The following is a 22,334-nucleotide window of genomic DNA, read 5'->3' on the forward strand; positions in this document are numbered from 1 at the left end:
CTTGGTGGGTGAAAATGGCATCCGTGCATGCGGATGCCGAAAACAAATATATTCAGGACCCGCCGAACCAGTTGTAGCCCTGATCGACCCAATAACCACCCGGGAAGGTGTTGGTCACGAAGAGTTCGACGATATGCTTCGGGTTCTTGTAGCCGAGTTTGGTCGGCATTCGGAGTTTCATCGGATAGCCGTATTTCGCAGGCAGGCGCTTGCCGTCGTAGTCGAACGTGAGCAAGGTCTGCGGATGCAGCGCAGTCGGCATGTCGATGCTCTCGTAATAGTCGTCCGCACAACGAAAGCCGACATACTTTGCCGTGGTATCCGCGCCCACGCGGCGCAGAAAGTCCGCGAAAGTCGTCCCGCCCCAACGGCCGATTGCGCTCCATCCTTCGACACAGATATGCCGCGTAATCTGCTCGGTTCGCGGCAGCGCATAGAGTTCGGGCAGAGACCAGGTGCGCTTGCCCGTGACCAGTCCACCAACCTGAAGCCGATAGTCGCTGCCATCGACTTCCGGAACTTCGTCGATTCCGTAGAACGCATTGAACGGAAATGGCCGCGTGATCTGCGCTTCGGTGTAGGTCGGCGCAAGCCGGCGCGGATCGAACAACATCGCCTGCGCGCGATCATTCAAGCGGGATACCGCGCTTAGAAACTGGTTGACCGAATCGTTGTCGGTAACCGAGCAACCCGTCAGCAATGACAAACCGCCAAGCGTCAGCAGCCGCTTGCCGAACAGGCGACGCGAAGGCATGTCCAGTTCGCGGCGCGCGTCCGCGAGAATGGCGTCGCGGTCGAGCGTAATACGGCGCGTGTCCTTGATGTTCATGGCGTTTATCCCGACGAATCAGTGGCCCCGTAACATGGTCAAAAGCGAGCGCGGCACCAGCGCCACCATCGCGACATGCACAACGACGAATGCGGCCATCACCGACATCGCGCAAAAATGCACGATGCGCGCGTTGTCGTAACCGCCCATCAGTTCACGTAGCAGCGGAAACTGCACCGACTTCCAGATCGCGAGGCCGGACAACACGAGCACGATCAGATCGACGATAACGACGAGATACGCGAGCTTCTGTACCGCGTTGTACTGCCGCAAGTCGCCATGGTCGAGCCGGCCTTGCAACGCAGCAACAAGATCCTTCAGCACGCCGCGCGGCGAGAGCGGAAAGAACTTTGTAGCGAACCGGCCGCTCGCGAGGTTGAGGGCGAGATAGACGAGCCCATTGCCAACCAGCAGCCACATCGCCGCGAAGTGCCATTGCAGCGCGCCGCCCAGCCAGCCTCCCAGCGTGATCGATGGCGGAATGACGAAGCCGGCGAACACCGGGGACGCATCGTAAATGCGCCAGCCGGAAAACATCATGATCAGCGCCGCGAATGCGTTGAGCCAATGCGTGACACGCAGCCAAAGCGGGTGAATCCGGGGAGCGCGCCCGGAGGTCTTGTGCGCCGCAGCGAGTTCCGCTTTCATCGTTTCCATGTCGATCACCATGACGATCGGATAGCCCTAAGTTCGCTCGGGAAAGCGAAGTGGTTACAACGTGCCGAAAATTTTTTATTCGCGGCATCACGCGAGCGTTGTCGCTGTAACCATTTCAGTCGCACGAGCGTATTAACTATGCCGACGTTATCTGGAGTCAGTCCATGTTAGCCCGCTCTCTCACTGCAATCTGCGCCGCAACGCTCTGCGTATCGCCGGCGTTCGCCGCCGCCCCGCGTCCCGTGGTCGTCGAGCTGTTCACATCGCAAGGCTGCTCGTCGTGTCCGCCCGCGGATCGCTTTCTGTCTGAACTAAGCGTCACGCGCCCGGACGTTCTGCCCCTTGCGTTTCATGTCACGTACTGGAATCAGCTCGGCTGGAAGGACTCCTTCTCGTTCGACGGCGCCGATGCGCGTCAGGCCGATTACGCGCAACACTTTCGTGACTTTGAATACACGCCAGAAATAGTCATAGACGGCAAGGTCGAGGTCGTGGGCTCCAACCGCGTTGCGGCCAGCTCGGCCATTGATCAGGCGACGCGCAACGTCGAGTCAGCCGCCACAGTGAGCGCAAAGCGCGAAGCCGGACGCGTAGAGGTGGCCACGCAAATTCGGACAGCCGGATAAGTGGAGCGGCCGGGGCCTGAGCCAGCGATAATGCTGGCAAAGGAACCCGAAAGATGACGAAGAGAACCCGACGCACGCACTCAGCGGCGTTCAAGGCGAAGGTGGCGCTAGCAGCGGTCAAGGGCGAGCGCACGCTGGCCGAACTGGCGCAGCAGTTCGATGTGCATCCGAACCAGATCACGGAATGGAAACGGCAATTGCAGGAGCGTGCGGCGGATGTGTTCGGCGCGGCAGGCACGCCCTCGAATGAGCCGCCGGTAGATCTGAAGGCGCTGCACGCGAAAATCGGGCAGTTGACGCTGGAGAACGATTTTTTAGAAGGCGCGCTCACCAAAGCAGGATTGTTGAGCGCAAAGCGATGATCGACCGTCGCCATGCGTTGCCGGTTTCGCAGCAGGCCCGGCCCGTCGGCATCGCGAGATCGAGCGTGTATTACCGGCCGCAGCCGGTGAGCGAGGCGGATCAGTTGTTGATGCGGCGGATCGACGAGCTGCACATGGAGTTTCCATTTGCCGGGGCACGGATGCTGGCGCGCCTGTTGCGTCGGGAGGGCCATGAAGTCGGTCGCCGTCGCGTACGCACGCTGATGAAGCGCATGGGCGTGGAGGCGCTGTACTGCAAGCCGAACACGAGTCGTCGCAACGCACAACACAATATCTGGCCGTACCTGCTGCGCGGCATGAAGATCGACCGTGCCAATCAGGTGTTCGCCCTCGACACGACGTACATTCCGATGGCTCGCGGCTTCGTGTACCTGACGGCGGTGGTGGACTGGGCGAGTCGCAAGATTCTCGCGCACCGGGTTGCCATCACGCTGGAAGCTACGCATGCCGTTGAGGCGCTGGAAGAAGCGTTCGCCCGCTACGGGCTGCCAGACATGGTGAATACGGATCAGGGCAGCCAGTTCACGGCGAATTCGTTCACGGAGGCCGTGCTGAGCCGAGGCGTCCGGCTGTCGATGGACGGCAAAGGGGCCTGGCGGGACAACGTGTTCGTCGAACGGGTGTGGCGCAGCATCAAGTACGAAGAGGTCTACCTGAAGGCGTACGAGGCGGTCAGCCATGCCCGGCGCTCCATCGGCGAGTACATCAGCTTGTACAACCGGAAACGGCCCCATTCGAGCCTGGCGGATCAGACGCCGGATGAGGCATACTTCGCGACGCTGCCTGCGATCAAATCGGCAGCATGATTGCCCCGGACGTTCCACTTAAAAATCTCAGAAGACTGTCCGAACAAGTGAGGCCACCTCTGTTGTTCGCACGATATCCGAATAACCTGGTTCCTGCTGGCAACAGATAGGCCGTCTCTACGTCACCGGAATGTTGAACGATCCCAAGCGACTTGAACACTTCTGAGCCAGATTCTTCGTTGCTCTCGACAAGCTTTTCCCAGGCTTCAGGTTTGCATTGAACAGCGCTTTCCAGCGCTGCATCCAGTTCGTGCGCCGTCTTGGTCGTTCCTGCACTGGTCGAACAGGAACTAAAGAGGCATAGAATCCCTATGAGCCGTACAAGAATGGAACCAGGTAGCTCAGTTTCCAAGAGTCGCTTAAGCATAGGTCGTGCAATTGCATAGTTGAAGATCGGCTACGCGTCGCTGTGGCAAGCCAATCCATTCGATCAAGCACCGGACTGGCAAAAAGATAACTTCGAAGGGCATGCTGCTAGCAGACAGAATCCGTGCATGGCATGTACACGCTCGCCGCTTGCCTGCCGATTGGAGACTGCTCAAACGGTGCCGTTGATTTGTGGCTGCCCGGAGAGATCCTCGCGATCAGACGCGCGTTTGCCAGACCAACCCCTATTAGAGGCGACATAACTTGCAGGAAAACGTTTGCGAAGCTATCAAAAAAACCTGCACAGCGTGGCAGGTTCAAATTCGCCGGGCAGCTTAAGCCGCGCTCTTGCGAATGTTCACGTTCCATGACGACTGTAGATTTGAATTACTCGCTTTGATTTGCGTCATGGTGCCCTCGGAACACCACTCAATCATAAGGAGAAAGGGCCGGATATGTAAAGCTCCCGACGTCGGAACCAATGCCACCGTTGAACCGGGGCGTTAAAAATCCGGGGCTTCGCTCGCAGTGAAATCGCAATCGTCGCTCTGTAGAGGCAAAACGCCTATGCACAGGTTCCGCCGATGACAGTTTCAATTGTCCCTACGTCTGGGGTGCGGCTCGGAACTCACCACCGTGAGGGGCAACCTGCGGCACACCGCCATGACGACCACGTCCAACTATCTTCGTAGCGACGAGGTCACGCGGGGGCAGCAGATCAGCGACGCGTTTTCTGGACGGCAAGGAACACTAGCATTGGGCCCGGGCCAGTTGCGACGTCTCCTCTTGAAACCAACTGGGCTGCCCCCATCTCGGCCCGCACCCCGACCTCTCCCGACCACTCCATGTCCAACAGAAAACCTTCACGCCCTTCGGCCAGACGTTCGAAGGCCATGCTGTTGCCCATGGGCCACGACCGGGCGTCCAACCTGATACTGCGCACGCGCCTGTTTCTGGAGCGCGCGCTGCGCGGTGACGTCGACCGTGGCTTGATAAATCATTTCGCCCAGGTCTGCATCCTCACCAGATACGTAGCGCGCGCGGGCTACGCAAGGCTACCGACGGAGCATTTCGATGCGGTCGAAGCGGAACTGGCGCAGGCATTGAACGACTTCCACACAACCGGGAACTGGGGCGAATTATCGGACAGGCTGCTCGCCGGCCTGAGAAGCGTCGTAAATGAGTACGATCGGATGCTTGGCGCGGTTCGTCTTGAGATATTTGTCAACGCCGATTCAATTCTGCCCCGCCTTTCGGCGATTCGCCGAAGTAAATCTGACCCACCCGGGCCCTGTGTCACGCGGCGGCTTTCGCGCCTGCCCGCGTTCCTGTTTGTCCAGCTTTTCGCTTGTCCTTTAGCCGGTAGCTCTCACCACTGATTTGCACGATATGGGCGTGATGCAGGAGCCGGTCGAGCATGGCGGCGGTGAGCGTCTGGTCGTCAGCAAACGCTGTGGCCCACTGTGTGAACGGGAGGTTGCTCGTCAACACGATGGAGCCGCGCTCATAACGTTTGGCGACGACATTGAAGAACAGGTTCGCCTCCTCGCGCCCGAACGGGAGATAGCCGATTTCGTCGATAACGAGCAGCCTTGGCCCGATGACCGCCCGATTGAAGAACTCCCGCAATCGATTTTGCTGGTGCGCCGTCGCCAGTTGCATCATCAGGTCCGCAGCCGTGATGAATCGCGTCTTGATACCGGCCTGTGTTGCCCGATACGCCAATGCACTGGCGATGTGTGTCTTGCCGACCCCAGACGGGCCAAGCAACACGACGTTCTCGGCCCGCTCGATGAACGCCAGATTTCCCAGTTCCTGTATTTGGGCCCGTGGCGCACCGCTGGCGAAGCCGAAGTCATATTGCTCCAGCGTCTTGATGGCGGGCAGCGACGCGAGCTTCGTGAGCGTCTGGCGCTTACGCTCCTCGCGTGTATTGAGCTCCGCCTGTAGCAGTTGCTCCAGGAAGTCGGCAAGGCTGGCATCGGTCGTCGCCGTGTGCTGCGCGAGCGCTCCCCAGTCACTGGCGATACGGTCGAGCTTCAGTTGCGTGCACAGGCCGGCAATTCGTTCGTGTTGGAGATTCATGCGGCGACCTCCAGCAGCGCGTCATACACTGCAAGCGGATGCTGAAGGCTCTCTCGCGGCAGCACCCGGCGCAGCTTCGAAGGCGCAGGCCCTGGCGCCGATGTTGGCGTTGGCAACGGCAGCAGCGCTGCCTGCTCGAGTGCCAGCCTCGCTGCAGGACGCTCGCGTGTAGTGGCGTGCACGCGCACGTTGGCGACTTCCGCGAGCCAACGGCCAATGCGCGCATTGGCGGCTTCGACATCCAGCTTCAGCCCCGACTGCTTGAGCGTCGCTGCGAGCGGCACCACGAAGCTCTCCTTCAGGTAGCGGTTGAAGCGTTCGACCTTCCCCTTGGTCTTGGCCCGATAGGGTTGGCAGACCTTCGGCGTGAAGCCGTAGGTTTCGGCCACCGCAAGCAATTGGGTGTTCCATCGATGCTCGCCTTCACCGAACGCGTCGCGCTCGATAACCACGGACTTCGCGTTATCGAACAGCACGTGCTCGGGTGTGCCGCCGAAGTAGACGAACGCTTCGCGCAGGCACTCGCACAGCGTGGCGGCGTCCTCACCGGCGGTGAAGCGCACGAAGCTCGCGCGGCTGTATCCGAGCGTCGCGACCAGCGCCAGCAGCGGCGCACGGCCACGACGGATGAAGGTGAAGTCGGCCTGCATCTGTTTGCCCGGTGGCGTCTCGAACCGAATCACGGGCTCCGCTTCGTGGCGCTTGTATGGCGCCAGAAATGCCTTGAGCTGGCTGATGCCCCCTTCGTACCCGGTTTCCTGCAGTTCCCGATGCAGCACCGTCGCCGGAATCCAGTGCGGGCGCGCTGCGGCGACACGTTCGAGCAGATAGTCCTTGAACGGGTCGAGCTTCGTTGGGCGTGGCTCACGTTGCTTGTAACGGGCCGCCTGCTCGTCCCGCAGATAGCGGCGCACCGTGTTGCGCGATAAACCCGTTTGCCGCGCTATCTCCCGTACCGCCGTTCCGCGTCTTGCCAATACCTTGATTTCCACTGCTTGCTCCTGAGTCAGCATCGGCGGCAAAAAGCCGCCATCCTCTCCCAGGTGGGTCAGGTTTACTTCGGCGGGTCAGTTTTACATCGGCGCTAACAGATATTTGCCAAAGCCAGCGATTATCTGGATCATCTGATGCTCAGAGCGACCGACGTAGAGACGGGGCTCACGGAGCCAGCCGCTGCACTTTCGTATGAGCGCATCCGCTCTGCCGCGTAGGCTGGAGCTGGAAAGTGCCCCCCGTGGACTTCAGTGCATGAAACTACAGCTTCAATTTTGTGCCTAGTTAAAAACCTGAACCCCGCATCGCGGGTTCCTTGACCTCCCCTTACGGAAAAGACGATGGCAACCGCAAAGAAGAATGCAGTAGAACAGGCAACGACATTTTTCGATAAGCCCAAGGCAACGGTGCCTGCCGAAAAGGTGATGTCTCAATACCAGACTTTGCTGGCGCAGCGCGCCGAACTGGAAGCGCAGATTGCGGCAGTCCGGGAAGAGGAAGTGGCGAACGCGCTGGAACAGATTCGGCAGCTTGTCGATGAATACGACCTGCATGAAGAAGTCCAATTCACGCGTGCTCGCCGTGGCGCCCCGCGCGGCTCCGGTGCCGGTGTCGCTCGTGGCCCTGTCGCAGCCAAGTACCGCGACCCGGACTCAGGGGCAACGTGGAGCGGGCGTGGTAAGCCCCCCGCCTGGATCGCGGGCAAGGACCGGACACAATTCCTCATTGGCTGAAAGGATGCCCAGGAACCCCGCAATGCGGGGTTCCTCACTGTCTGCAACTGTTGAGGTGTGTGCAAAACTGATCCAGTGGGGGGAGTTTCAACTGAAAATCGCCGCACAGCACGAGATCGTCCAACCCAGCCGCCTCAGGGTTTGTCTGGCGCACCGCCGGGTATGTCTGTCCGCTCGGGTTAAACGTATGCTCCTCCGCGCCCATTGCATTGAGCAGGCTGAACCTCATGCGAAATCAGTGTGCGTGCTCTGAGGCCGATCTATGATGCCCTGGAGAAGTGATCCAACCGCATCGTGACATTGGTACCCATCCATGGGAGCGTGTTACCCATGCCGCTCAAGGCATCCGGTCGCGAATCGCGATCAGCAGGTCGATGTGCCTCTCTACGAGCAGCGGGATGGGCGATTCGCCGCTGATCCACCGCCCAACCGTCCGCCGGTCGTATCCGGCGTATTCCGCGAAGGTGGCTTGGGTCCAGCCAAGGCGGGCCAGCGCGTAAGCAAGATCAGCAGGCTTCATAATTTGAGCAAAATGTCGCACCGGGATTCGATCAGAAGGGACATTTTGTCATAACCACCACGATCAGGTGATTTCCCGCCGCGACGCGCTGGCCAAGCCCGTTTGCGGCTGGAGAGACCGACCAGTCAGGCGGGAAAATCACGCCGCCAGCTCTTTCAGGCTCGAACAGGAAGGCAACACAAACATCAGGACGGGCGCCCCTGCCGCTGGGAGCAGGCTGAAGGGCGGCCCTGACGCGGCAGCCGCACATTCGACAGCACGTCGGCTGAAGTACTCAGACTTCCTACCGTGTATCCGGGATCTGGTAGACCCGCGCATCGAGTACGCGAAGCTGGGGAGGCTCCTGAGCGATGCCCCACGCACGCAACAGACCGTCGAAAGACGCCTCGACTGCCGTAGCGCGTGGCTCGGGCAGCGGAACGCCCGTTGACCGGTAGCGCACAGAGCCTCGCCGGGCTGCGGCGCCGTTTGCCCGGACAACGGCACCGTTGCGCAGAGCGTACCGGATGACATCCGAGGCTTCGCGTGAGCCCATCAATCCCGAAGCCGTAATCTCACTGACTGACGCACTTTCGCGTTGCGCCAGCCAGCCCAGCAGCGCGAGCGCGCCTGCGTGGACCTTCATGCCTGACCTCCCCTTTTCGGCTTCGTTATGATTATTCGGCGCCCGTTAGATTTCGAAAGTTCAGCACGCGCTGCGCCTCTGCCTCCGTGCCTGCACACCGCAGCAGACCGCCGACAACACAGTTATCGGTCGTGAACTGCGGGAGCTTGAATCGTGTGCAAAGGTCGATGTTTGCTGTGGCTAATGCGTTACTTTCGCGCCCGGGCTCGTGCAATCGCTTCATCCGCGATCGACTTCGACGTATCGAACGTGACGCCACCGTCCCATTCAAGCGCGACTGGCGCGCCGCAGAAGGAGCAGGTCGAGACCTCGCCGTCGTGCGAATCGCCATCGAGCCGCTGCTCGCCGCGGTGGCCACATTCGGCGCATTTGTAGACGTACAGCACTTGTCCGGCTCGCGTCATCGTTCACCCTCCTTCGGAACTGGCCAGATGCGCAATTCCTGCTGCGGTTCAAGCCGCTCAGCGCCGACCTGAACATAAGCCTGCTTCACCGCGCTGGCGTCCTCCAGCTCAGTGCAACTTGCTGCCGTGGCGACGCAGCGCCGTCGCGAGCAGTGGATTGTCGTTCTCTTCGTTTACGGCACCATCTGGCTCGTTCGTCGTGACGATGACCCGCACATCGAATTCAAACGCCTCCATCAATTGCTGGCGCGCAATCGCAACACAGTCGTCACCAGAATCCGCCCCAGCACTCGCGGCAGCCTGCGCAGTCGCTCTCGCGGCTAGACCAAATGCGGCCACGGCTTCGTCCCAGGTCAGTCCGAGTTCAATGATCTGCTGCACAAGCCTGCCGGCTACCGCACCGATTTTTTCGCCGGTCTCATCATCCATGATATGTCCACCTGATCGCCTCCTCTGGAGACGACCATCGTAATAGTTCTTCGCTTCGTTGACATCCTCTCCGGGCTAAACCCCGGAGATTCCTACTTCTAGCGCCTGATGTCCCAGGCGGACAATGTTCCGTGCGGCGTTCGTGTCGCGGTCGTGTACCGACCCGCATGAACAGCACGTCCACTGCCTTATTCCAAGTCCGGCCCTACCTTTCGGACTGCTGGGCGGGATAACGCCACAGCACGAGCAAGTTTGGGAAGAAAACGCTTCGTTAACCTCTGCGAACACGACGCACTGCCTGATGGCTTTGTACTTGAGTTGTGTCCTGAACGTCGTCCACGCCGCATCGTGTACGGACTTCGCCATACTCGTTCTTGCCAGCGCTTTCGCGTTCACGTTGCCGACGAGGATTGCTGCATGTTGCTTTGCCAGCGCGGTCGTTTCCTTGTGGATTGCGTCCTTACGCTGATTCGCGATTTTGGCGTGGATGGCCTTCACGCGACGCTTCTTGCGAGCCCGCTGTGCGATACCCAGCGCAGCTTCCGACTCGCGATAGAACCTCTTCGGATTGAACGATGTGCCGTCGCTGTACGTCGCGAGAGTTTTCAGGCCAAGGTCGATACCGATAGCCGTCGTGCCATCCGGCACGCGCTTTTCTTCGACCTTAACCTTGACCGCGATGTTGACGTACCAGCGACCGCGCGAGTCTTCGCCGAAACTGCCGGAGCCGAACTCGTACTTCGACAACCCATAACTGTCCCACAGGCCGATTTTCAGCCCGTTGAAATGCAGTTGGCCGTTCCGATACTTGATGTGGTCGCCCTTGAACGGAACCCAGCCAAGCGAGTATTTCGGCGACTTTCTGCTGCTGACGCGCCAGTTGAGCCGTTGCCGCTTGAACTGCTTAAGCCGCGTCGCATACTCCTTGCAGACCTGCTGCACCGTGCCGCTGCCGACCGTGACGCCTTCGCACTTCGAGAAGCCCGCCGTGAGGCCGCACAGGTCGAAGCCCGACAGCCAGACCTTCGGCTTGCTGGTGTACCGCTTGAGGCTGCGGAACTGCGTCTCAGCGCAGAAGTTCCAAACCATGTTCACGTCACGCGACATCGCAAGCATCGATCTCGCGTGTTTGTCCTTGATTCGCAGTTTGAGCGTCTTGACGTATTCCATAAGCAGAATTATGTTTTGGTCTTCGAAACTCTGCAAGAGAATAGAATGGGTCGTCCACGCAAAACGGATAGTGATTTAAGGCACGGGCGGCACTGCGTCTTCGTAATGCACGTTCACCTTGTCTTCGTTACCAAGTACCGTCGCAACGTGTTCAAGAAAGAACATCTGGATGCGATGCGGCTGATACTCGCCAACGTCTGCCGCGACTTCGATGCGGAATTAGTAGAGTTCAACGGCGAGCACGACCACGTCCACCTGTTGGTTCACTACCCGCCGAAGGTCGCAGTGTCCACGCTCGTCGCGTCGCTGAAGGGGGTATCGAGCCGGATGCTGCGGCAGCAGTTCGGGGACTTCCATCCCTGGCTGAAGCGACGCGGTGTTTTGTGGTCGCCGTCCTACTTTGCGTCGTCGTGCGGCGGAGCCCCGATGTCCATCCTTCGGCAGTACATCGAGGACCAGCAAACGCCCCATTAGGACCGCTGCGCGGTCCAGCGCGTTGACCCCGGACTGAACTCCGGGGCTTGCCGCGCTACTTGGTCAACGGCCCGCATTCGCAATCCGGCTTCAAAGTCGCCCTGTATAAACAGCTGGCATGCTTCGCGAATTGCGTCGAGACGCTGCCGGCGCTTCTTTCCGCTCAGCGCCTCCAGCTCGGCCGGTTCAGCCGGCTGCCCCAGGTTATCCCGGAATACGGTGATGTCGATGTCTTCCGAGAACCGGGAGATGAGCCCAAACCCTTTTGACAGCGAAGTGCCACCCTTGAACATAAGACCGGGCCCTGAGCGGGGAACCCGTTAAAAAACGCATCCAGAACCCAGCACACCCGGAAGTCTTTCTCGACGTTCTGCACCGCTGTCCCGAGACGGTTAGCGATACCAATAAACAGATCACGGCGATCCGCGTCACTGGCCGCGATGATTTCCCTGTACGCCCCGTTCAATTCGAACCTCCCGCGGGACTCGCTCGTGTCGCTAATCGGCGCGCGCCATCAACATTCGCGCGCGAGCGCGACACAGGCACATCGGCAACGCCTGGATCGAAGGATGGGATTCGGCGCAGGAACGTCTGCATCCATGCCGGCAGGTGAGCAAAGCCATCGGCCAGGTCCCTCCTGATTGCCTGTCCATGCCTTGCATCGTCCAGAACCGTCTGGAGACGGGCGAGTATCCGATCGCTCTCAACCGGCAGCGTATCCTTGAGCCAGTAGAGCGCCTGCACCACCCGCATGGCAGGTCGTCCCGCCCAGTAGAGGCGGCTTGGTGCGGTTTGTTTGAATTCAATTCGCAGATTGTCCACCTGGATTGAGCGCCGGCGTGCGTCGGTATGGATCGTCACACGCGCGGGGACTGCATCGGTCAGACCAAGATCGTTCGCCGCAGTCATGCCATCCACGAGCATGTGCAACTGGTTGCGGCGCGCTATCGCGTCGATCACGGCACGGTAATCCGGTGCCGTCGGACGTCGGGTCAACCTGTTGATCGCAGGCAGGTCGTACAGACCGCGGTCGACACGGCGCAGGTCGCCTCGCGCGACAAGGCGTTGCAAGGTCTTGTCGATTACATCGCGCGAACCGAGATGAGCGAAATCGGTCGGCACCCAGACAGGTCCGGTTCCGGCCGCCTGTACCGTTGAGAGGATGGCGTCGCTGATATCCGACATGATGAGGCTCCTTGTCTGATATTTGTACACATTTTTCGGACAAACTGCAAACCTAAAATGTCCGAAAAATGTATGCAAATTTCGGACATGCGACAACATCGACCTGCCAGATGGGGCGCGGCCCACATCCGCCCGATACGCCGTGGAATCGACCTGGAAGCGGCTTTGCCGCCGTGAGGCGTTGCCAGGAAATGGACGGCCAGACCGTTAGATGCATTTTTACGGTCGTGTACTGGACGCCAGATTCATCAGATCGACACCTCGAACATCAGCCTGAAAACGCCCGGCCAGCCGCGGTGTGAACGGCGACGTTCCGAGGTCGATGCCTGCAGGTTGAAATTGCAGCGGAACGCCCTTGCGCGGGAAAAGCAGAGCAGACTCGGTCTGAGGCTGCGCGGGACGCGCTGCCGACCCTCTACCTTGGGTCATGCGCACTACCGCAGCCGAATCTGCCGGGATGAACGGCTCACCTGCTCCGCAAACATAGACGAACGGAAACTGTCGGGCCGACTGGCCCAGGGAGATCGCCATGACACGCGCACGGCCGGACAGCAACCCGGCATTGCTCGGCACCTGGAAGCTTCGATCGTTCACGACCGATGAGACAGCGACCGGTCTGACGACAAATCTCTTCGGCATCAAACCGCATGGCTATCTCTATTACGGTGCGGATTTCCGGATGTATGCGATCCTCGTCGCGCACGGGCGAAAGGCGCCCGCCGATCTCGTGCCCACGGACATGGAGCGCATCGAGCTTTTCAATGGGCTTTGTTCCTACGCAGGAAGCTACGACATCTCTGGCGACGAAGTCCGGCACCATATCGATGTGTCGTGGAACCAGTCGTGGACAGGCACCACCCAGGTTCGCAGGTTCAGGCTCAACGGCAATTGTCTGCACATCACGACGTTGCCTGCGCGGAACCCGGTGACGGGCAACGAATGCGTCTCGGTGCTGGTGTGGGACAGACTCACATAGCCATGCATTCGCTGGCAGCCAGCGGACAACGGCGTGAATTTCAGGCACGGTACTGCGCCGCGATTCAGGCTTTCCTGATCAGGAAGCGGTCGCGGTTCTTCGCATCAGCGATCCAGCGCGGTGCGCGGCCACGTCCAGTCCATGTCGCACCGGTCTTTGGATCCTGATATTTCGGCGCAACGTGATGACCGGCGGGCGCACCCCTCCTGCGAGCTCCGGGCCGACGTCCAAAGATATCTTCCTCGCTGAATCCAAATTCCTCGACTTTGGCCTTGATGTCTGCGAGAACGTCTGCAGCCTCGTTCGCCCGTGCGAGGGCCGCCTGCTCCTCAAGTTCCGCCAGTTGTTGCCTGAGTTCCGCGTACGTAGCCAAAGCGATCTCCTTGCTGGAATCTTTTAACGCGATCCTACCGTCTTTCCCTCACATGTTGACCAGGCCCGGTTTACGAATGTGGCGTGGCACACGTAGCCCATCGTATGAGCGCTCGCTGCGCCACCGGGAGCAGCGCGAGCACTGTTCATAGTGAGCAGTGGCGCGACAGCAGACAGGAATGTGCGGGCCCGTTGTTTGCTGCAACCAGAGCGTGCAGCCACTTGTCTTTTGAGCGGGAGAACGGATATGCGAGTCAGTATTTACAACGACGGAGACAACGCGCTTCGCGTGATCGCAGACCGCAAGGCAGCGGACGCGGTCATGATCGATGCCGGCGAAGAGGCTGTAATCGAAGCTGACAATGTTATCCATCTCGTTGAAATCGACGGCGGAAACAGCGAAACGCCCGCCGAAGACATTGATCACGAAGAAGACCTCGAGCCCTGACGTGCTTTGCGCGCGAAAGCGCACAACATCGATCCATCGCCAGGCGCGCGGCATTTCATACGCTGCGGGCCTCGCTGTCGACCAATATGACGCCAACGGAAAGGACTACATCGCCGGGCGTATCATTACGACTCGTGGAGCAACCACTCATGCAAAAGAAGCCCCTCGTCATCGCACTGACTGGCGTAACGATGTTGCTAGCCGCCTGCGTTTACATTCCCCGACCTGGCCCAGTCGGCAATCACGACGTACCGCAGCCAGCGAAGCCAGTCGAGCTGGCCAGATACATGGGTCGCTGGTACGAGCAGTTCCGTTATGAGGCTTCGTTTGAACGGAACCTGGACGAGGTCACGGCCGACTATTCTCTCAACGCGGACGGCACGGTCAAGGTCATCAACTCGGGGCGCAGGACCAGCGACGCCAACGGGTTCAAACAATCTATCGGCAAGGCAAAGGTCGCAGATCCAACCAACGCCAAGCTGAAGGTTTCGTTCTTCGGACCGTTTTACGGGGATTACTGGATTCTGGATCACGACGACGATTACAGCTGGTCGATCGTAGGCGAACCGTCCGGTCGTTACCTGTGGGTGCTGACCCGCGACGCGCACCCGCCCGGAGAGATCCTCAACAATCTGCAGGCGCGCGTGAAAACCCTTGGATACGACTGGTCGCTTGTCAGGCGGACGAAGCAGTAAAAAATCGCTAGCGGGAAGTTACCCACCAAAGCAGGGATATTTCACTGCCTGTCGAGCATCTCCATACAGTTGATTTCCAGCGGAAAATCAGGATCTGGCAGCGACGTTACTCCACTGCAAAGCGGTCGATCAGGCGCAGTGCCTACCCTTCACTGGTCGTCGGTGAGCCCCAGGTATGCCGTGCACAAACCATGGATCTCCTGTACGACGGGGGACCGGTAATCGAGAAACCAGCCCGCGTCGAGATTGAAGAGTTTCAGGAGGCCCGCCTCGTCACGCGGAAATGGCAAAGCCAGCGCCCGTTCTGCGAGTGGCCTGCAGGCTTCGACCAGCTTTGCCCGATCAAGCCAGTCACAGCGTGCTGCGTTCGACGACAGCCAGATCTGGCACGACTCAATCAGGTGACCGGTTCGCAACCACTCACCACTACGCGCCCGCGCAAGCAGTTGGCCCACGACGAGAAACGTCAGCAATTCCGCCTTTGCCTCGCTGTCCATCCCGCCGGCTCCTCAACTGATGGCCCGCCCCGAGTCCTGACGGATGTGAGCGACATGCATCACTTATCACCCAGCCATCATGGCCGATTGCGACGCGTCAATCGCATAGTCCACAAGAACTTCTCCTGCGCGCCACTTCAGACGCGAGCCCGACCTGATCATGAGGGATCGTAGCATCTGGCGGGCGCCCGTACTGGCCGGCCATAGCCCAGCGTCCCGCACACCTCCTGCTCAGTAATGCCAGGCCGCACGACCACGTCCCTGGATCGTGCCAGCGTCACCGCGATTTCACGCGCGAGAGCGGCGGCCAGCAGGTCATTCCCATGACCGGGTTCAGCACGCCGGGCTTTCAGACCCGGCTCGGCTCGATATTGTGAGAGTCAATCTGGTGAAGACGCGGGACTGCAAAAGACTTTTGCGGCCCACAGATCATCCACGTTTCAAATCGAATGTGGCCGTGGATCTTCACGGCCACTTGACCACCTTCGGCTCAATGGCAACGCTTTTCCCAATGATGATGCACGCGCACCTTGTGGCAGACAGGGTGATGATGGTGGTCGTAGGCGTATGCAGGCGTGACGGCTGCAAGCATCGCAACGGAAGCCATGGTAGCAAGAAGGATCTTTTTCATATCTGTGGAGTCCAGCTTATTGATGAGGACAGCGCGTGTGCCCTGCCTTCACTGCGATAACGCCTGAACCGGAAAATACGATGACAGCATAGGGCTAACCATAGGTCGCGCACACGTATGCACGGGAATAGGCATGGAACCTGGCGAATACATCGTCCCAATCTCGGGCCCAGGATCAAGCGATTGATGATTAACGGTGCATCCAGGATGAAGGGGGTACGACGATTGCTCCCCATCAACCGGTACATTTTGTGGACAGCTAGAAGCAATCCCCGACGAGACATCACGCACTTCCCAATCTCAGCGCTTGAAACCCGCAGCACCTGGCAAGACGAAACTATCTGCTCGAGTTTTGTTTAACAGAGAGCGGCGGACTCAGCTCATGTGACAAGCCTCCGGACCATTCCAGACCAGATTCGACGAACTGATCGCATCATGCTGCCGTTTCAACGCAATGCTGTCGCGTACAAAGGATTGTTACCCGGGATTGCTCGTCTCGCCTCACGCCTGCGGATGGCAAACCCGCAGTCTCGAAACAGTTGGAAATCTATCGGTGAATCATTTCATTCTTTGAGTGAACACACTTCAACAATTCGAATCCGCGTTATGGCATAGTTCGCTAAACCAACTTAAGGGAAAAAAAAGACAATGGCATCGCTCGACTCCATTCAGGCAAAGATTGCAAAGCTTCAGGCTCAGGCCGAAGCACTTGTCGTTAGCAAGTCGACGGTCGTCTTGAACAAGATCCGTGACTTGATGGACAAGCACGGTATCAGCGTTGCCGACATCGACGCTCACGCAGGCAAGCGTCGCGGCCACAAAGCTGCAACGGTTGCCGGCAGCGCGTCGGTTGTGAAGTACCGCGACCCGAAGAGCGGCGCCACATGGACGGGCCATGGCCGCGCTCCCCAGTGGATTGCCAGCGCGAAGGATCGAAGCAAGTTCCTGGTTGAAGGCAGCGCACAAGCCGCTGCACCCGTTAAAGCTGAAGCGAAGCGTGCCGGAAACTACAAGCGCGGTCCGCAACCCGCGCTCTATCGTGATCCGAAGTCCGGTGCGACCTGGAGCGGTCGAGGTCGCGCCCCGGCCTGGATTGCGAACGCGAAGGACCGTACGCGCTTCCTGATCGAAGGCGCAGATAGCACGGCTGTCGAAGCCCCGACCACGAAGAAGCCTGCTACTGCGAAGAAAGGCGCAGCAGCAAAGAAAGCAACGCCTGCCAAACAGGTCACGGCTGCGAAGAAGTCTGCACGTGCTACGAAGGCCGACGAAAAGAAAAAGACTGCTCCGGCCAAAAAGGCGACCACTGCAGAAGAGGCCGCGCCGGCTAAGTCGGTAAGCAGCGCGAAAGAAGCGACGGCAGCGAAGAAGGTGAGCGCGACCCGAAAGGTCACCCAGGCGAAGAAAGCGACGGCCGCCCGCAAGGCTCCGGCGAAAAAAGCCGCCGCGGAGAATGCCCATGTGCAGGACACCGCGATCACTTCTGCGCCCACCGAAAATGCTGCGCAGGCAGCGGATCTGTCGACGGCAACGGCATAAGAGAGCCCGCGCCCCGCAGTTGCGGGACGCCTCCCGTGCAGGTCGTTTTCGCAGGTTTCGGAACATGGACGGACTCGAGTCCGTCTGCTACTTTTGAATCTGTTCCTGCTTTGTTGCAGATCCAGATTCACAGAGTGCCAGCGGCGCACCCTGTGATTTCAGGCCGCTGAGCCTCCCCAACAGGCTCGGCGGCTTTTTCTTTTTGGACATGGAACAGGCATCTCAAGGCCTTCAAAGATTGTCTGCGATTAGTAAAGTCCGTTGCAGCAGAATCCTTCCTTTCGATCGCTTATAAAAACCTATCTGACGACAGCTCAATTCAGCCAGTCGATGCCGTGTGCTGTCGCTACGCTCAAGCCCTGCGAGCGGGAAGTTCTGACGGCCTGACATCCTTCGAGCGCAGCAAGTAGATTTACGCGCAACCTCTGGACAATTCGAACATCGAGTGCCCTGTGATATTCTGGTGGCACATGACTTGCACGGGTTTATTCTGAAAACCACGTAGCGAGTGGAGATAACCAGGATGGATGAAAGAAAGCGAGATAGCATCGTCGCCTACCTGCTGCGCAGGATGGCAGAATTCGATATCACACCAGAGGCCATCGCAGCCTCCATCGCCGACGACCAACGTCGAGTCAAGGCAGTAAGGTATCGCGACGCGTTTGGCAACGGCTGGGACGGTGAGGGTGTCGCTCCGCAATGGGTCGTCAATGCGACCAGCGCCGGACAATCGGTTGAGCACTTTGCGGTTCAACGAGCAGCAGACGCTTCGGGCAACAAGCGTGCGGTAAATTGGCGGGACGACCCATTTGCGGGAAGTCGACTTGCGACAATCAAGCCCGAGTATCGCCAGATACCTTAAACGCGCGCTCAACGTCACACTTCGCTTCTGCAGCATCTCCGTCCAACCGACCTTTCGGAAATCGCGACCCAGGGAACGGTTTAGGCTATCCGTTCACGATGTAAGCCCTTGAGCCTGTCCGCGATGCAATGGGCCGGAAGCACAGCGTCTGAGGACCAAAATTCCCCCTCGTGTTCCGGCACTCTGGCTCATTGGGTGAAGCCAATTACCCCAAAATCTCCGGCAACGAAATTTCATCTCAACGCGCCACAGTTGCGCGAGTTTCGCGCTGCTAGAGAATGAAAGGGACTTCCCCTTCCCGAGGCTGCGGCGGAAGCCGCGAGTCGGCATCAATGTGCCAGGATGAAGTTGCGAACGTTCATCGACACCAGCGAGAGGGGAAGTCCATGCCTATTGTCACTATCGGAATCGATCTTGCCAAGAATGTATTCGCCGTTCACGGTGTGGACGAGACCGGCAAAGCGATGCTGATCAAGCCGCGTTTGCCGCGTGATCAACTGGTGGCGTTGATCTCGCAGTTGCCAGCGTGCCTCATCGGGATGGAAGCGTGCTCCGGCGCTCATCACTGGGCCCGTGTGTTCCAGCAGCACGGCCATACAGTCAAACTCATGGCGCCCAATCTTGTCGCGCCTTATCGCATGTCGGGCAAGCGCGGCAAGAACGACGCGGCGGATGCTGCCGCAATCTGCGAAGCGGTGACGCGACCGAGCATGCGGTTTGTGCCGCTGAAGGACGAACATCAGCAGGCAACGCTTTGCCTGCATCGGACGCGACAGGGTTTCGTCGAAGAGAGAACTGCGACCTACAACCGGTTGCGAGGCCTGCTTTCGGAATTCGGTGTAGTGCTGCCACAGAGCCCGGAGAAGTTGCGCAGGTACATCACGGAACATCTGGATACCTTACCAGGCTGGGCGAAGCGTAGCATCAGCGACCTGCTTGAGCATGCCGGCCATATCGAGGATCGCTTGCTCGAATACGACCGTGCGATTGCTGCGATCGCGCGTGAGGATGCGCGCAGCAAGAGGCTGATGCAGTTGCGCGGCATCGGCCCAACCACGGCCAGTGCGTTGCTCGCCAGCATCGGCGCCGGGCACGACTTCAGAAACGGTCGGCAGGTAGCGGCCTGGATCGGACTCACGCCCGGTCAATACAGCAGTGGCGGCAAGGCGCGGCTGGGCAGTATCACGAAGGCAGGTGACGCCTATCTGCGCGGCCTGCTGGTCAACGGTGCCCGCGCCGTTATTGCCAGTCTCGGCGAGAAACAGGATCGCTTCAGTCGATGGGTCCGAGCCCTGGTCGAGCGCCGGGGCTACTGGCGGGCCGCCATCGCGATTGCTGCCAAGAACGCGAGATTGGCGTGGGCCTCGTTGAAATATGGCGAAGACTTTAAGCTCGCCCCAGCGGCAGACTGAGTTCAATTCGAGCCTATCGATCACCCGATGCCTAGGCTTGAGCGCGGACATCATGAGCACCTAGAAACGATCACTTTGCACTGCCAGCTGTGATGTGAAGCGGGTTGGACCCGCGCGGGGCGTACCTGGCTAACACGGCGGGGATATCCATTCCCGGCTAGAGAATGAGGCCCCTGCGCGCGTCTTTCATCAGGGTCCGGGCCATTGGCCCAACATGACCGGTTGTAGAACCGCAGTCCTTCACCTTCTCACATGCACCAGCGCGGCATTGCAGCATGTATCAACAGCGAACCTCGATTGAGCTTGTGCTCAACGGGGAAGCCCTTGTAGCGTGTTAGGCACTTGTGTTAAGGGCTGCGAAATGGACAAGCATAAGCACGGCGAATACGACGAAATGCAGACCAGCCAGGGTTTCGGGCAATCGCTCATAGTCTCGGGCCAACCGGCGGAAGCGGTTCAGCCAACCGAAGCTGCGTTCGACCACCCAGCGGCGTGGCAGCAGAACAAAGCCTTTTTTCACGTCCGGCAGCTTGATGACCTCAAGCTCGATTCCTTCATCCAGCGCTGCCTGAGCGGGTTCCTCACCGGTATAGCCCTGATCAGCAAACGCGACCTTCACCGTCTGGCCTGTGACCTCCTGGATCTGACGCGCGAGTTCGCCAACCTGGGCTCGCTCCTGCTCGTTGGCCGGCGTAATGTGCACAGCAAGCAACTGGCCCAACGTATCGACGGCCATGTGAACTTTGCTGCCCCGCTTACGCTTGTAGCCGTCGTAACCGGCGCGAGGCCCGCTCTCGCAGTTCGATTGCAACGTACGCCCGTCGAGTATGACCGCACTGGGCTGACCCATACGGCCCTGCGCGACGCGGATAACCGAACGCAGATCATTGACCATGGCCTCGAAACAACCCGCCTGAATCCAGCGTTGCGTTTGCTGATAAACCAGTTCCCAAGGCGGAAAGTCATTTGGCAACATGCGCCAAGGCGCTCCCGCGCGCACGATCCAGCGCAGCGCGTTGAACATCTCGCGTAATTCATATCGACGCTGCGGGGCATCTTTGTGCATCAAAGTCAGATACGGAGCCGCAAAGCTCCATTCTTCATTGGACACATCCGTTGGGTAAGGTTTGCGTTTTGCCATCCAGCCAGGATACCAGGTCTGGTCGTAAGTGCCTAACATTCTCTAGTTGCAACAGCGCAATTCAGGGTATGGACGGTGGTCGACCCGCTCGCCACTTTTGAATGCACTCCTTCTCCGAAAGCATAGATTTTCTGGGCACCAGCGATGCGCCCTGGACTTCCAGACCACCGAACTTTGTACGGGTCGGCGGTTCCACTCTGGAAATGTTGGAGTTACCTCGTTGAACTGGCCGGGTCCGTGAACTTCACCCGGGCGCGGTGAGATTCAGCGGCACAAGTCGCAAGTCGATGACCGCCCCTGTCTACCGTAGACCGTATTAAAAGTGACACCGTTGCGACTATAAATGTGTCACAACGCGGCGGACACCCGGCCCGGTGCCGAAAGATTAGCGCTGAGGCGACCCCAGCAAGCACATCGCCGCTCTCTGCGGACTTCCGGTATCGACCCGGATGCGACGCCCGGTTCGTCCAGACGGGTGGCCAGTATTCGCGGGAAACCGGTCGCCGAGAGCGTACATCTATCTTATTCCTATCTTTCGCATGCAGCAGGTACGCACCAGCCACGTATTCCTCCGGTATGCATCGAGGAAGGCATCCTTGCCGATTCGCTGACACTCAATTCACCGATGCAAAATGCAACCAAGCAAAGCGCGACACGAAGCCTCTGCTGGACGAATACTCGTCGGTTACCTTGTGAGTGTGACAATCGGGACCGCTGTGTTCGTGTTCTCGGCGATGCTGAGCAAAGTCACCGATTTTGAGAGCGCGACGAATAATTCGACTGGGTTGAAGGCGGCTCATTTCTCCATCATGTTGATGCTGATGTTCGTCCTGTCGTGGATTTTCGCCGTCGGGGTGACTGCGCTGCCGTGTGCCGCTCTGTCCTGGATCGCTCGGACGTTCAAGATTCGTACCTGGTTGTTTTACTTACTGGCAGGCGTTGCCATTGGAGTGCTGGCTGTTCTGGCTTACGTTGAATTCTTCAACTCATTTCACTGGTACACCGATCCACCGGACGAGAAGAATACGACCTGGTTGCAGGGTTTGCTTGGCGTGGGGCGGTTTCTCGTTCCAGCTGGCGCAGCCGCCGGTATGTTTTTCTGGTGGGTCGCGGGCCAATATCATCGCTTGACTGATACGAGTAGCTTCCAGGTTGCAAGTGATTGGAAGCGCTCCAAGCCTTACTGCTACTTCTTGTCGACAGGCGACTTGGAAACGGACGTTCAGATTCCAGACTCCACAGTCTCTTCATGGCCGGCTAGCGCCTGACGCATCGCCCGAGCCCCGTCACTCGGCTGCATGCATGCGGTGAGAGAGCCACGAACCGCGGCCCTGTCGCTAACACGTATTAGCGCTATAGAAGCGTTTTTCAACGAAACTGCACTCGCACCGATCGAGCCGCGGGAATTGCGGTCGCCGCTACTGCGATGCGAAGTGGCAGATTTAATGCGGACTGAGCCGAAGTGACGCTTTTAT

27 protein-coding genes are annotated in these 22,334 nt (G+C 59.1%); 11 read left to right on the forward strand and 16 right to left on the reverse strand.

Annotation, left to right across the window (positions count from 1 at the left end; genetic code table 11):
• Window positions 1-52: 52 nt before the first annotated feature.
• Window positions 53-829, reverse strand: coding sequence for a molybdopterin-dependent oxidoreductase (locus BBA01S_RS37450; RefSeq protein WP_027820879.1), 777 nt, complete (start codon window positions 827-829; stop codon window positions 53-55).
• An 18-nt stretch (window positions 830-847) separates the two neighbouring features.
• The gene (locus BBA01S_RS37455; RefSeq protein WP_027820880.1) at window positions 848-1,486 is read right to left on the reverse strand and encodes a cytochrome b/b6 domain-containing protein; all 639 of its coding nucleotides are present in this window, start codon (window positions 1,484-1,486) and stop codon (window positions 848-850) included.
• Window positions 1,487-1,728: 242 nt separating this feature from the next.
• Between BBA01S_RS37455 and BBA01S_RS44615 the strand changes: the two genes are divergently transcribed.
• Window positions 1,729-2,112: a DUF1223 domain-containing protein gene (locus BBA01S_RS44615; RefSeq protein WP_245641715.1), complete on the forward strand. Its 384-nt coding sequence runs from the start codon at window positions 1,729-1,731 to the stop codon at window positions 2,110-2,112.
• A 53-nt stretch (window positions 2,113-2,165) separates the two neighbouring features.
• A protein-coding gene (locus BBA01S_RS47395; protein WP_407668374.1) for an IS3 family transposase occupies window positions 2,166-3,301 on the forward strand; the annotation gives its coding sequence in 2 pieces (ribosomal slippage) (window positions 2,166-2,430 and window positions 2,430-3,301; 1,137 coding nt in all).
• A 1,662-nt stretch (window positions 3,302-4,963) separates the two neighbouring features.
• Here BBA01S_RS47395 and istB read toward each other — a convergent pair.
• Both istB and istA read right to left on the reverse strand, forming a co-directional pair.
• Window positions 4,964-5,752, reverse strand: a complete 789-nt coding sequence (istB, locus tag BBA01S_RS37480; protein WP_027820884.1) for an IS21-like element ISRso19 family helper ATPase IstB — start codon at window positions 5,750-5,752, stop codon at window positions 4,964-4,966.
• Window positions 5,749-6,765, reverse strand: coding sequence for an IS21 family transposase (gene istA / locus BBA01S_RS37485; protein WP_027820885.1), 1,017 nt, complete (start codon window positions 6,763-6,765; stop codon window positions 5,749-5,751). The genes istB and istA overlap by 4 nt, the downstream gene beginning before the upstream one ends.
• Window positions 6,766-7,170: 405 nt before the next feature.
• On the opposite strand from istA, the gene BBA01S_RS37490 reads away from it, so the two are divergent.
• Complete coding sequence (locus BBA01S_RS37490; RefSeq protein WP_027820886.1) at window positions 7,171-7,479, forward strand: H-NS histone family protein; 309 nt, start codon at window positions 7,171-7,173, stop codon at window positions 7,477-7,479.
• A 337-nt stretch (window positions 7,480-7,816) separates the two neighbouring features.
• On the opposite strand, the gene BBA01S_RS37500 is transcribed toward BBA01S_RS37490, so the two are convergent.
• From BBA01S_RS37500 to BBA01S_RS37520, 5 genes are all read right to left on the reverse strand, one after another.
• Entirely contained in the window at window positions 7,817-8,020 is a 204-nt protein-coding gene (locus BBA01S_RS37500; protein WP_156966249.1) for a helix-turn-helix domain-containing protein, read from the reverse strand.
• Window positions 8,021-8,282: 262 nt separating this feature from the next.
• Complete coding sequence (locus BBA01S_RS37505; protein ID WP_027820889.1) at window positions 8,283-8,624, reverse strand: hypothetical protein; 342 nt, start codon at window positions 8,622-8,624, stop codon at window positions 8,283-8,285.
• Window positions 8,625-8,812: 188 nt separating this feature from the next.
• On the reverse strand, window positions 8,813-9,028 hold the full coding sequence (locus tag BBA01S_RS44620) for an FmdB family zinc ribbon protein (RefSeq protein WP_052392071.1): 216 nt from the start codon (window positions 9,026-9,028) through the stop codon (window positions 8,813-8,815).
• Between the two features lie 108 nt (window positions 9,029-9,136).
• On the reverse strand, window positions 9,137-9,457 hold the full coding sequence (locus BBA01S_RS37515; protein ID WP_027820890.1) for a hypothetical protein: 321 nt from the start codon (window positions 9,455-9,457) through the stop codon (window positions 9,137-9,139).
• A 75-nt stretch (window positions 9,458-9,532) separates the two neighbouring features.
• Complete coding sequence (locus tag BBA01S_RS37520) at window positions 9,533-10,627, reverse strand: RNA-guided endonuclease InsQ/TnpB family protein (protein ID WP_042298542.1); 1,095 nt, start codon at window positions 10,625-10,627, stop codon at window positions 9,533-9,535.
• A gap of 45 nt (window positions 10,628-10,672) precedes the next feature.
• Here BBA01S_RS37520 and tnpA point away from each other — a divergent pair, with 45 nt between their 5' ends.
• Complete coding sequence (gene tnpA / locus BBA01S_RS37525) at window positions 10,673-11,101, forward strand: IS200/IS605 family transposase (protein ID WP_027820892.1); 429 nt, start codon at window positions 10,673-10,675, stop codon at window positions 11,099-11,101.
• Here the strand turns inward: tnpA and BBA01S_RS48560 are convergent.
• From BBA01S_RS48560 to BBA01S_RS47400, 3 genes are all read right to left on the reverse strand, one after another.
• Window positions 11,098-11,394: a nucleotidyl transferase AbiEii/AbiGii toxin family protein gene (locus BBA01S_RS48560; RefSeq protein ID WP_027820893.1), complete on the reverse strand. Its 297-nt coding sequence runs from the start codon at window positions 11,392-11,394 to the stop codon at window positions 11,098-11,100. The genes tnpA and BBA01S_RS48560 overlap by 4 nt on opposite strands.
• A 169-nt stretch (window positions 11,395-11,563) precedes the next feature.
• Window positions 11,564-12,286 (reverse strand): DUF6088 family protein, encoded by a 723-nt coding sequence (locus BBA01S_RS44630; protein WP_042298544.1) that lies wholly within the window; start codon window positions 12,284-12,286, stop codon window positions 11,564-11,566.
• A 219-nt stretch (window positions 12,287-12,505) separates the two neighbouring features.
• Window positions 12,506-12,817 carry a hypothetical protein gene (locus BBA01S_RS47400; protein WP_156966250.1) on the reverse strand — a complete coding sequence of 104 codons (312 nt, stop codon included), beginning with the start codon at window positions 12,815-12,817 and terminating at the stop codon, window positions 12,506-12,508.
• On the opposite strand from BBA01S_RS47400, the gene BBA01S_RS37540 reads away from it, so the two are divergent.
• A complete protein-coding gene (locus BBA01S_RS37540; protein ID WP_027820894.1) occupies window positions 12,816-13,262 on the forward strand; it encodes a lipocalin-like domain-containing protein in 447 nt (148 codons plus the stop codon). The two genes, BBA01S_RS47400 and BBA01S_RS37540, sit on opposite strands and share 2 nt — an antisense overlap.
• 64 nt (window positions 13,263-13,326) lie before the next feature.
• Here the strand turns inward: BBA01S_RS37540 and BBA01S_RS44635 are convergent, their stop codons facing one another.
• A complete protein-coding gene (locus BBA01S_RS44635; RefSeq protein ID WP_042298545.1) occupies window positions 13,327-13,635 on the reverse strand; it encodes an H-NS histone family protein in 309 nt (102 codons plus the stop codon).
• Between the two features lie 246 nt (window positions 13,636-13,881).
• Here BBA01S_RS44635 and BBA01S_RS44640 point away from each other — a divergent pair, with 246 nt between their 5' ends.
• On the forward strand, window positions 13,882-14,082 hold the full coding sequence (locus BBA01S_RS44640) for a hypothetical protein (RefSeq protein WP_042298546.1): 201 nt from the start codon (window positions 13,882-13,884) through the stop codon (window positions 14,080-14,082).
• A 149-nt stretch (window positions 14,083-14,231) separates the two neighbouring features.
• Entirely contained in the window at window positions 14,232-14,777 is a 546-nt protein-coding gene (locus tag BBA01S_RS37555) for a lipocalin family protein (RefSeq protein ID WP_042298547.1), read from the forward strand.
• A gap of 149 nt (window positions 14,778-14,926) precedes the next feature.
• Here BBA01S_RS37555 and BBA01S_RS37560 read toward each other — a convergent pair whose 3' ends face one another.
• Window positions 14,927-15,274 (reverse strand): hypothetical protein, encoded by a 348-nt coding sequence (locus BBA01S_RS37560; RefSeq protein ID WP_027820897.1) that lies wholly within the window; start codon window positions 15,272-15,274, stop codon window positions 14,927-14,929.
• 490 nt (window positions 15,275-15,764) lie between these two features.
• Complete coding sequence (locus tag BBA01S_RS47740) at window positions 15,765-15,905, reverse strand: hypothetical protein (protein ID WP_167336089.1); 141 nt, start codon at window positions 15,903-15,905, stop codon at window positions 15,765-15,767.
• A gap of 648 nt (window positions 15,906-16,553) precedes the next feature.
• On the opposite strand from BBA01S_RS47740, the gene BBA01S_RS48515 reads away from it, so the two are divergent.
• The 3 genes from BBA01S_RS48515 to BBA01S_RS37580 all read left to right on the forward strand — a co-directional run bounded on the left by BBA01S_RS48515 (window position 16,554) and on the right by BBA01S_RS37580 (window position 19,718).
• A complete protein-coding gene (locus BBA01S_RS48515) occupies window positions 16,554-17,444 on the forward strand; it encodes an H-NS family nucleoid-associated regulatory protein (protein ID WP_042298549.1) in 891 nt (296 codons plus the stop codon).
• A 523-nt stretch (window positions 17,445-17,967) separates the two neighbouring features.
• A complete protein-coding gene (locus tag BBA01S_RS37575; RefSeq protein WP_027820899.1) occupies window positions 17,968-18,306 on the forward strand; it encodes an H-NS family nucleoid-associated regulatory protein in 339 nt (112 codons plus the stop codon).
• Between the two features lie 386 nt (window positions 18,307-18,692).
• Window positions 18,693-19,718 carry an IS110 family RNA-guided transposase gene (locus tag BBA01S_RS37580; protein ID WP_027820900.1) on the forward strand — a complete coding sequence of 342 codons (1,026 nt, stop codon included), beginning with the start codon at window positions 18,693-18,695 and terminating at the stop codon, window positions 19,716-19,718.
• A gap of 334 nt (window positions 19,719-20,052) precedes the next feature.
• Here the strand turns inward: BBA01S_RS37580 and BBA01S_RS37585 are convergent, their stop codons facing one another.
• Window positions 20,053-20,859, reverse strand: coding sequence for an IS5 family transposase (locus BBA01S_RS37585; RefSeq protein WP_027820901.1), 807 nt, complete (start codon window positions 20,857-20,859; stop codon window positions 20,053-20,055).
• Window positions 20,860-21,491: 632 nt separating this feature from the next.
• On the opposite strand from BBA01S_RS37585, the gene BBA01S_RS37590 reads away from it, so the two are divergent.
• Complete coding sequence (locus BBA01S_RS37590) at window positions 21,492-22,127, forward strand: hypothetical protein (protein ID WP_027820902.1); 636 nt, start codon at window positions 21,492-21,494, stop codon at window positions 22,125-22,127.
• The last annotated feature ends 207 nt before the right edge of the window (window positions 22,128-22,334 follow it).

Source organism: Paraburkholderia bannensis NBRC 103871, from assembly GCF_000685015.1.
GTDB lineage: Bacteria > Pseudomonadota > Gammaproteobacteria > Burkholderiales > Burkholderiaceae > Paraburkholderia > Paraburkholderia bannensis.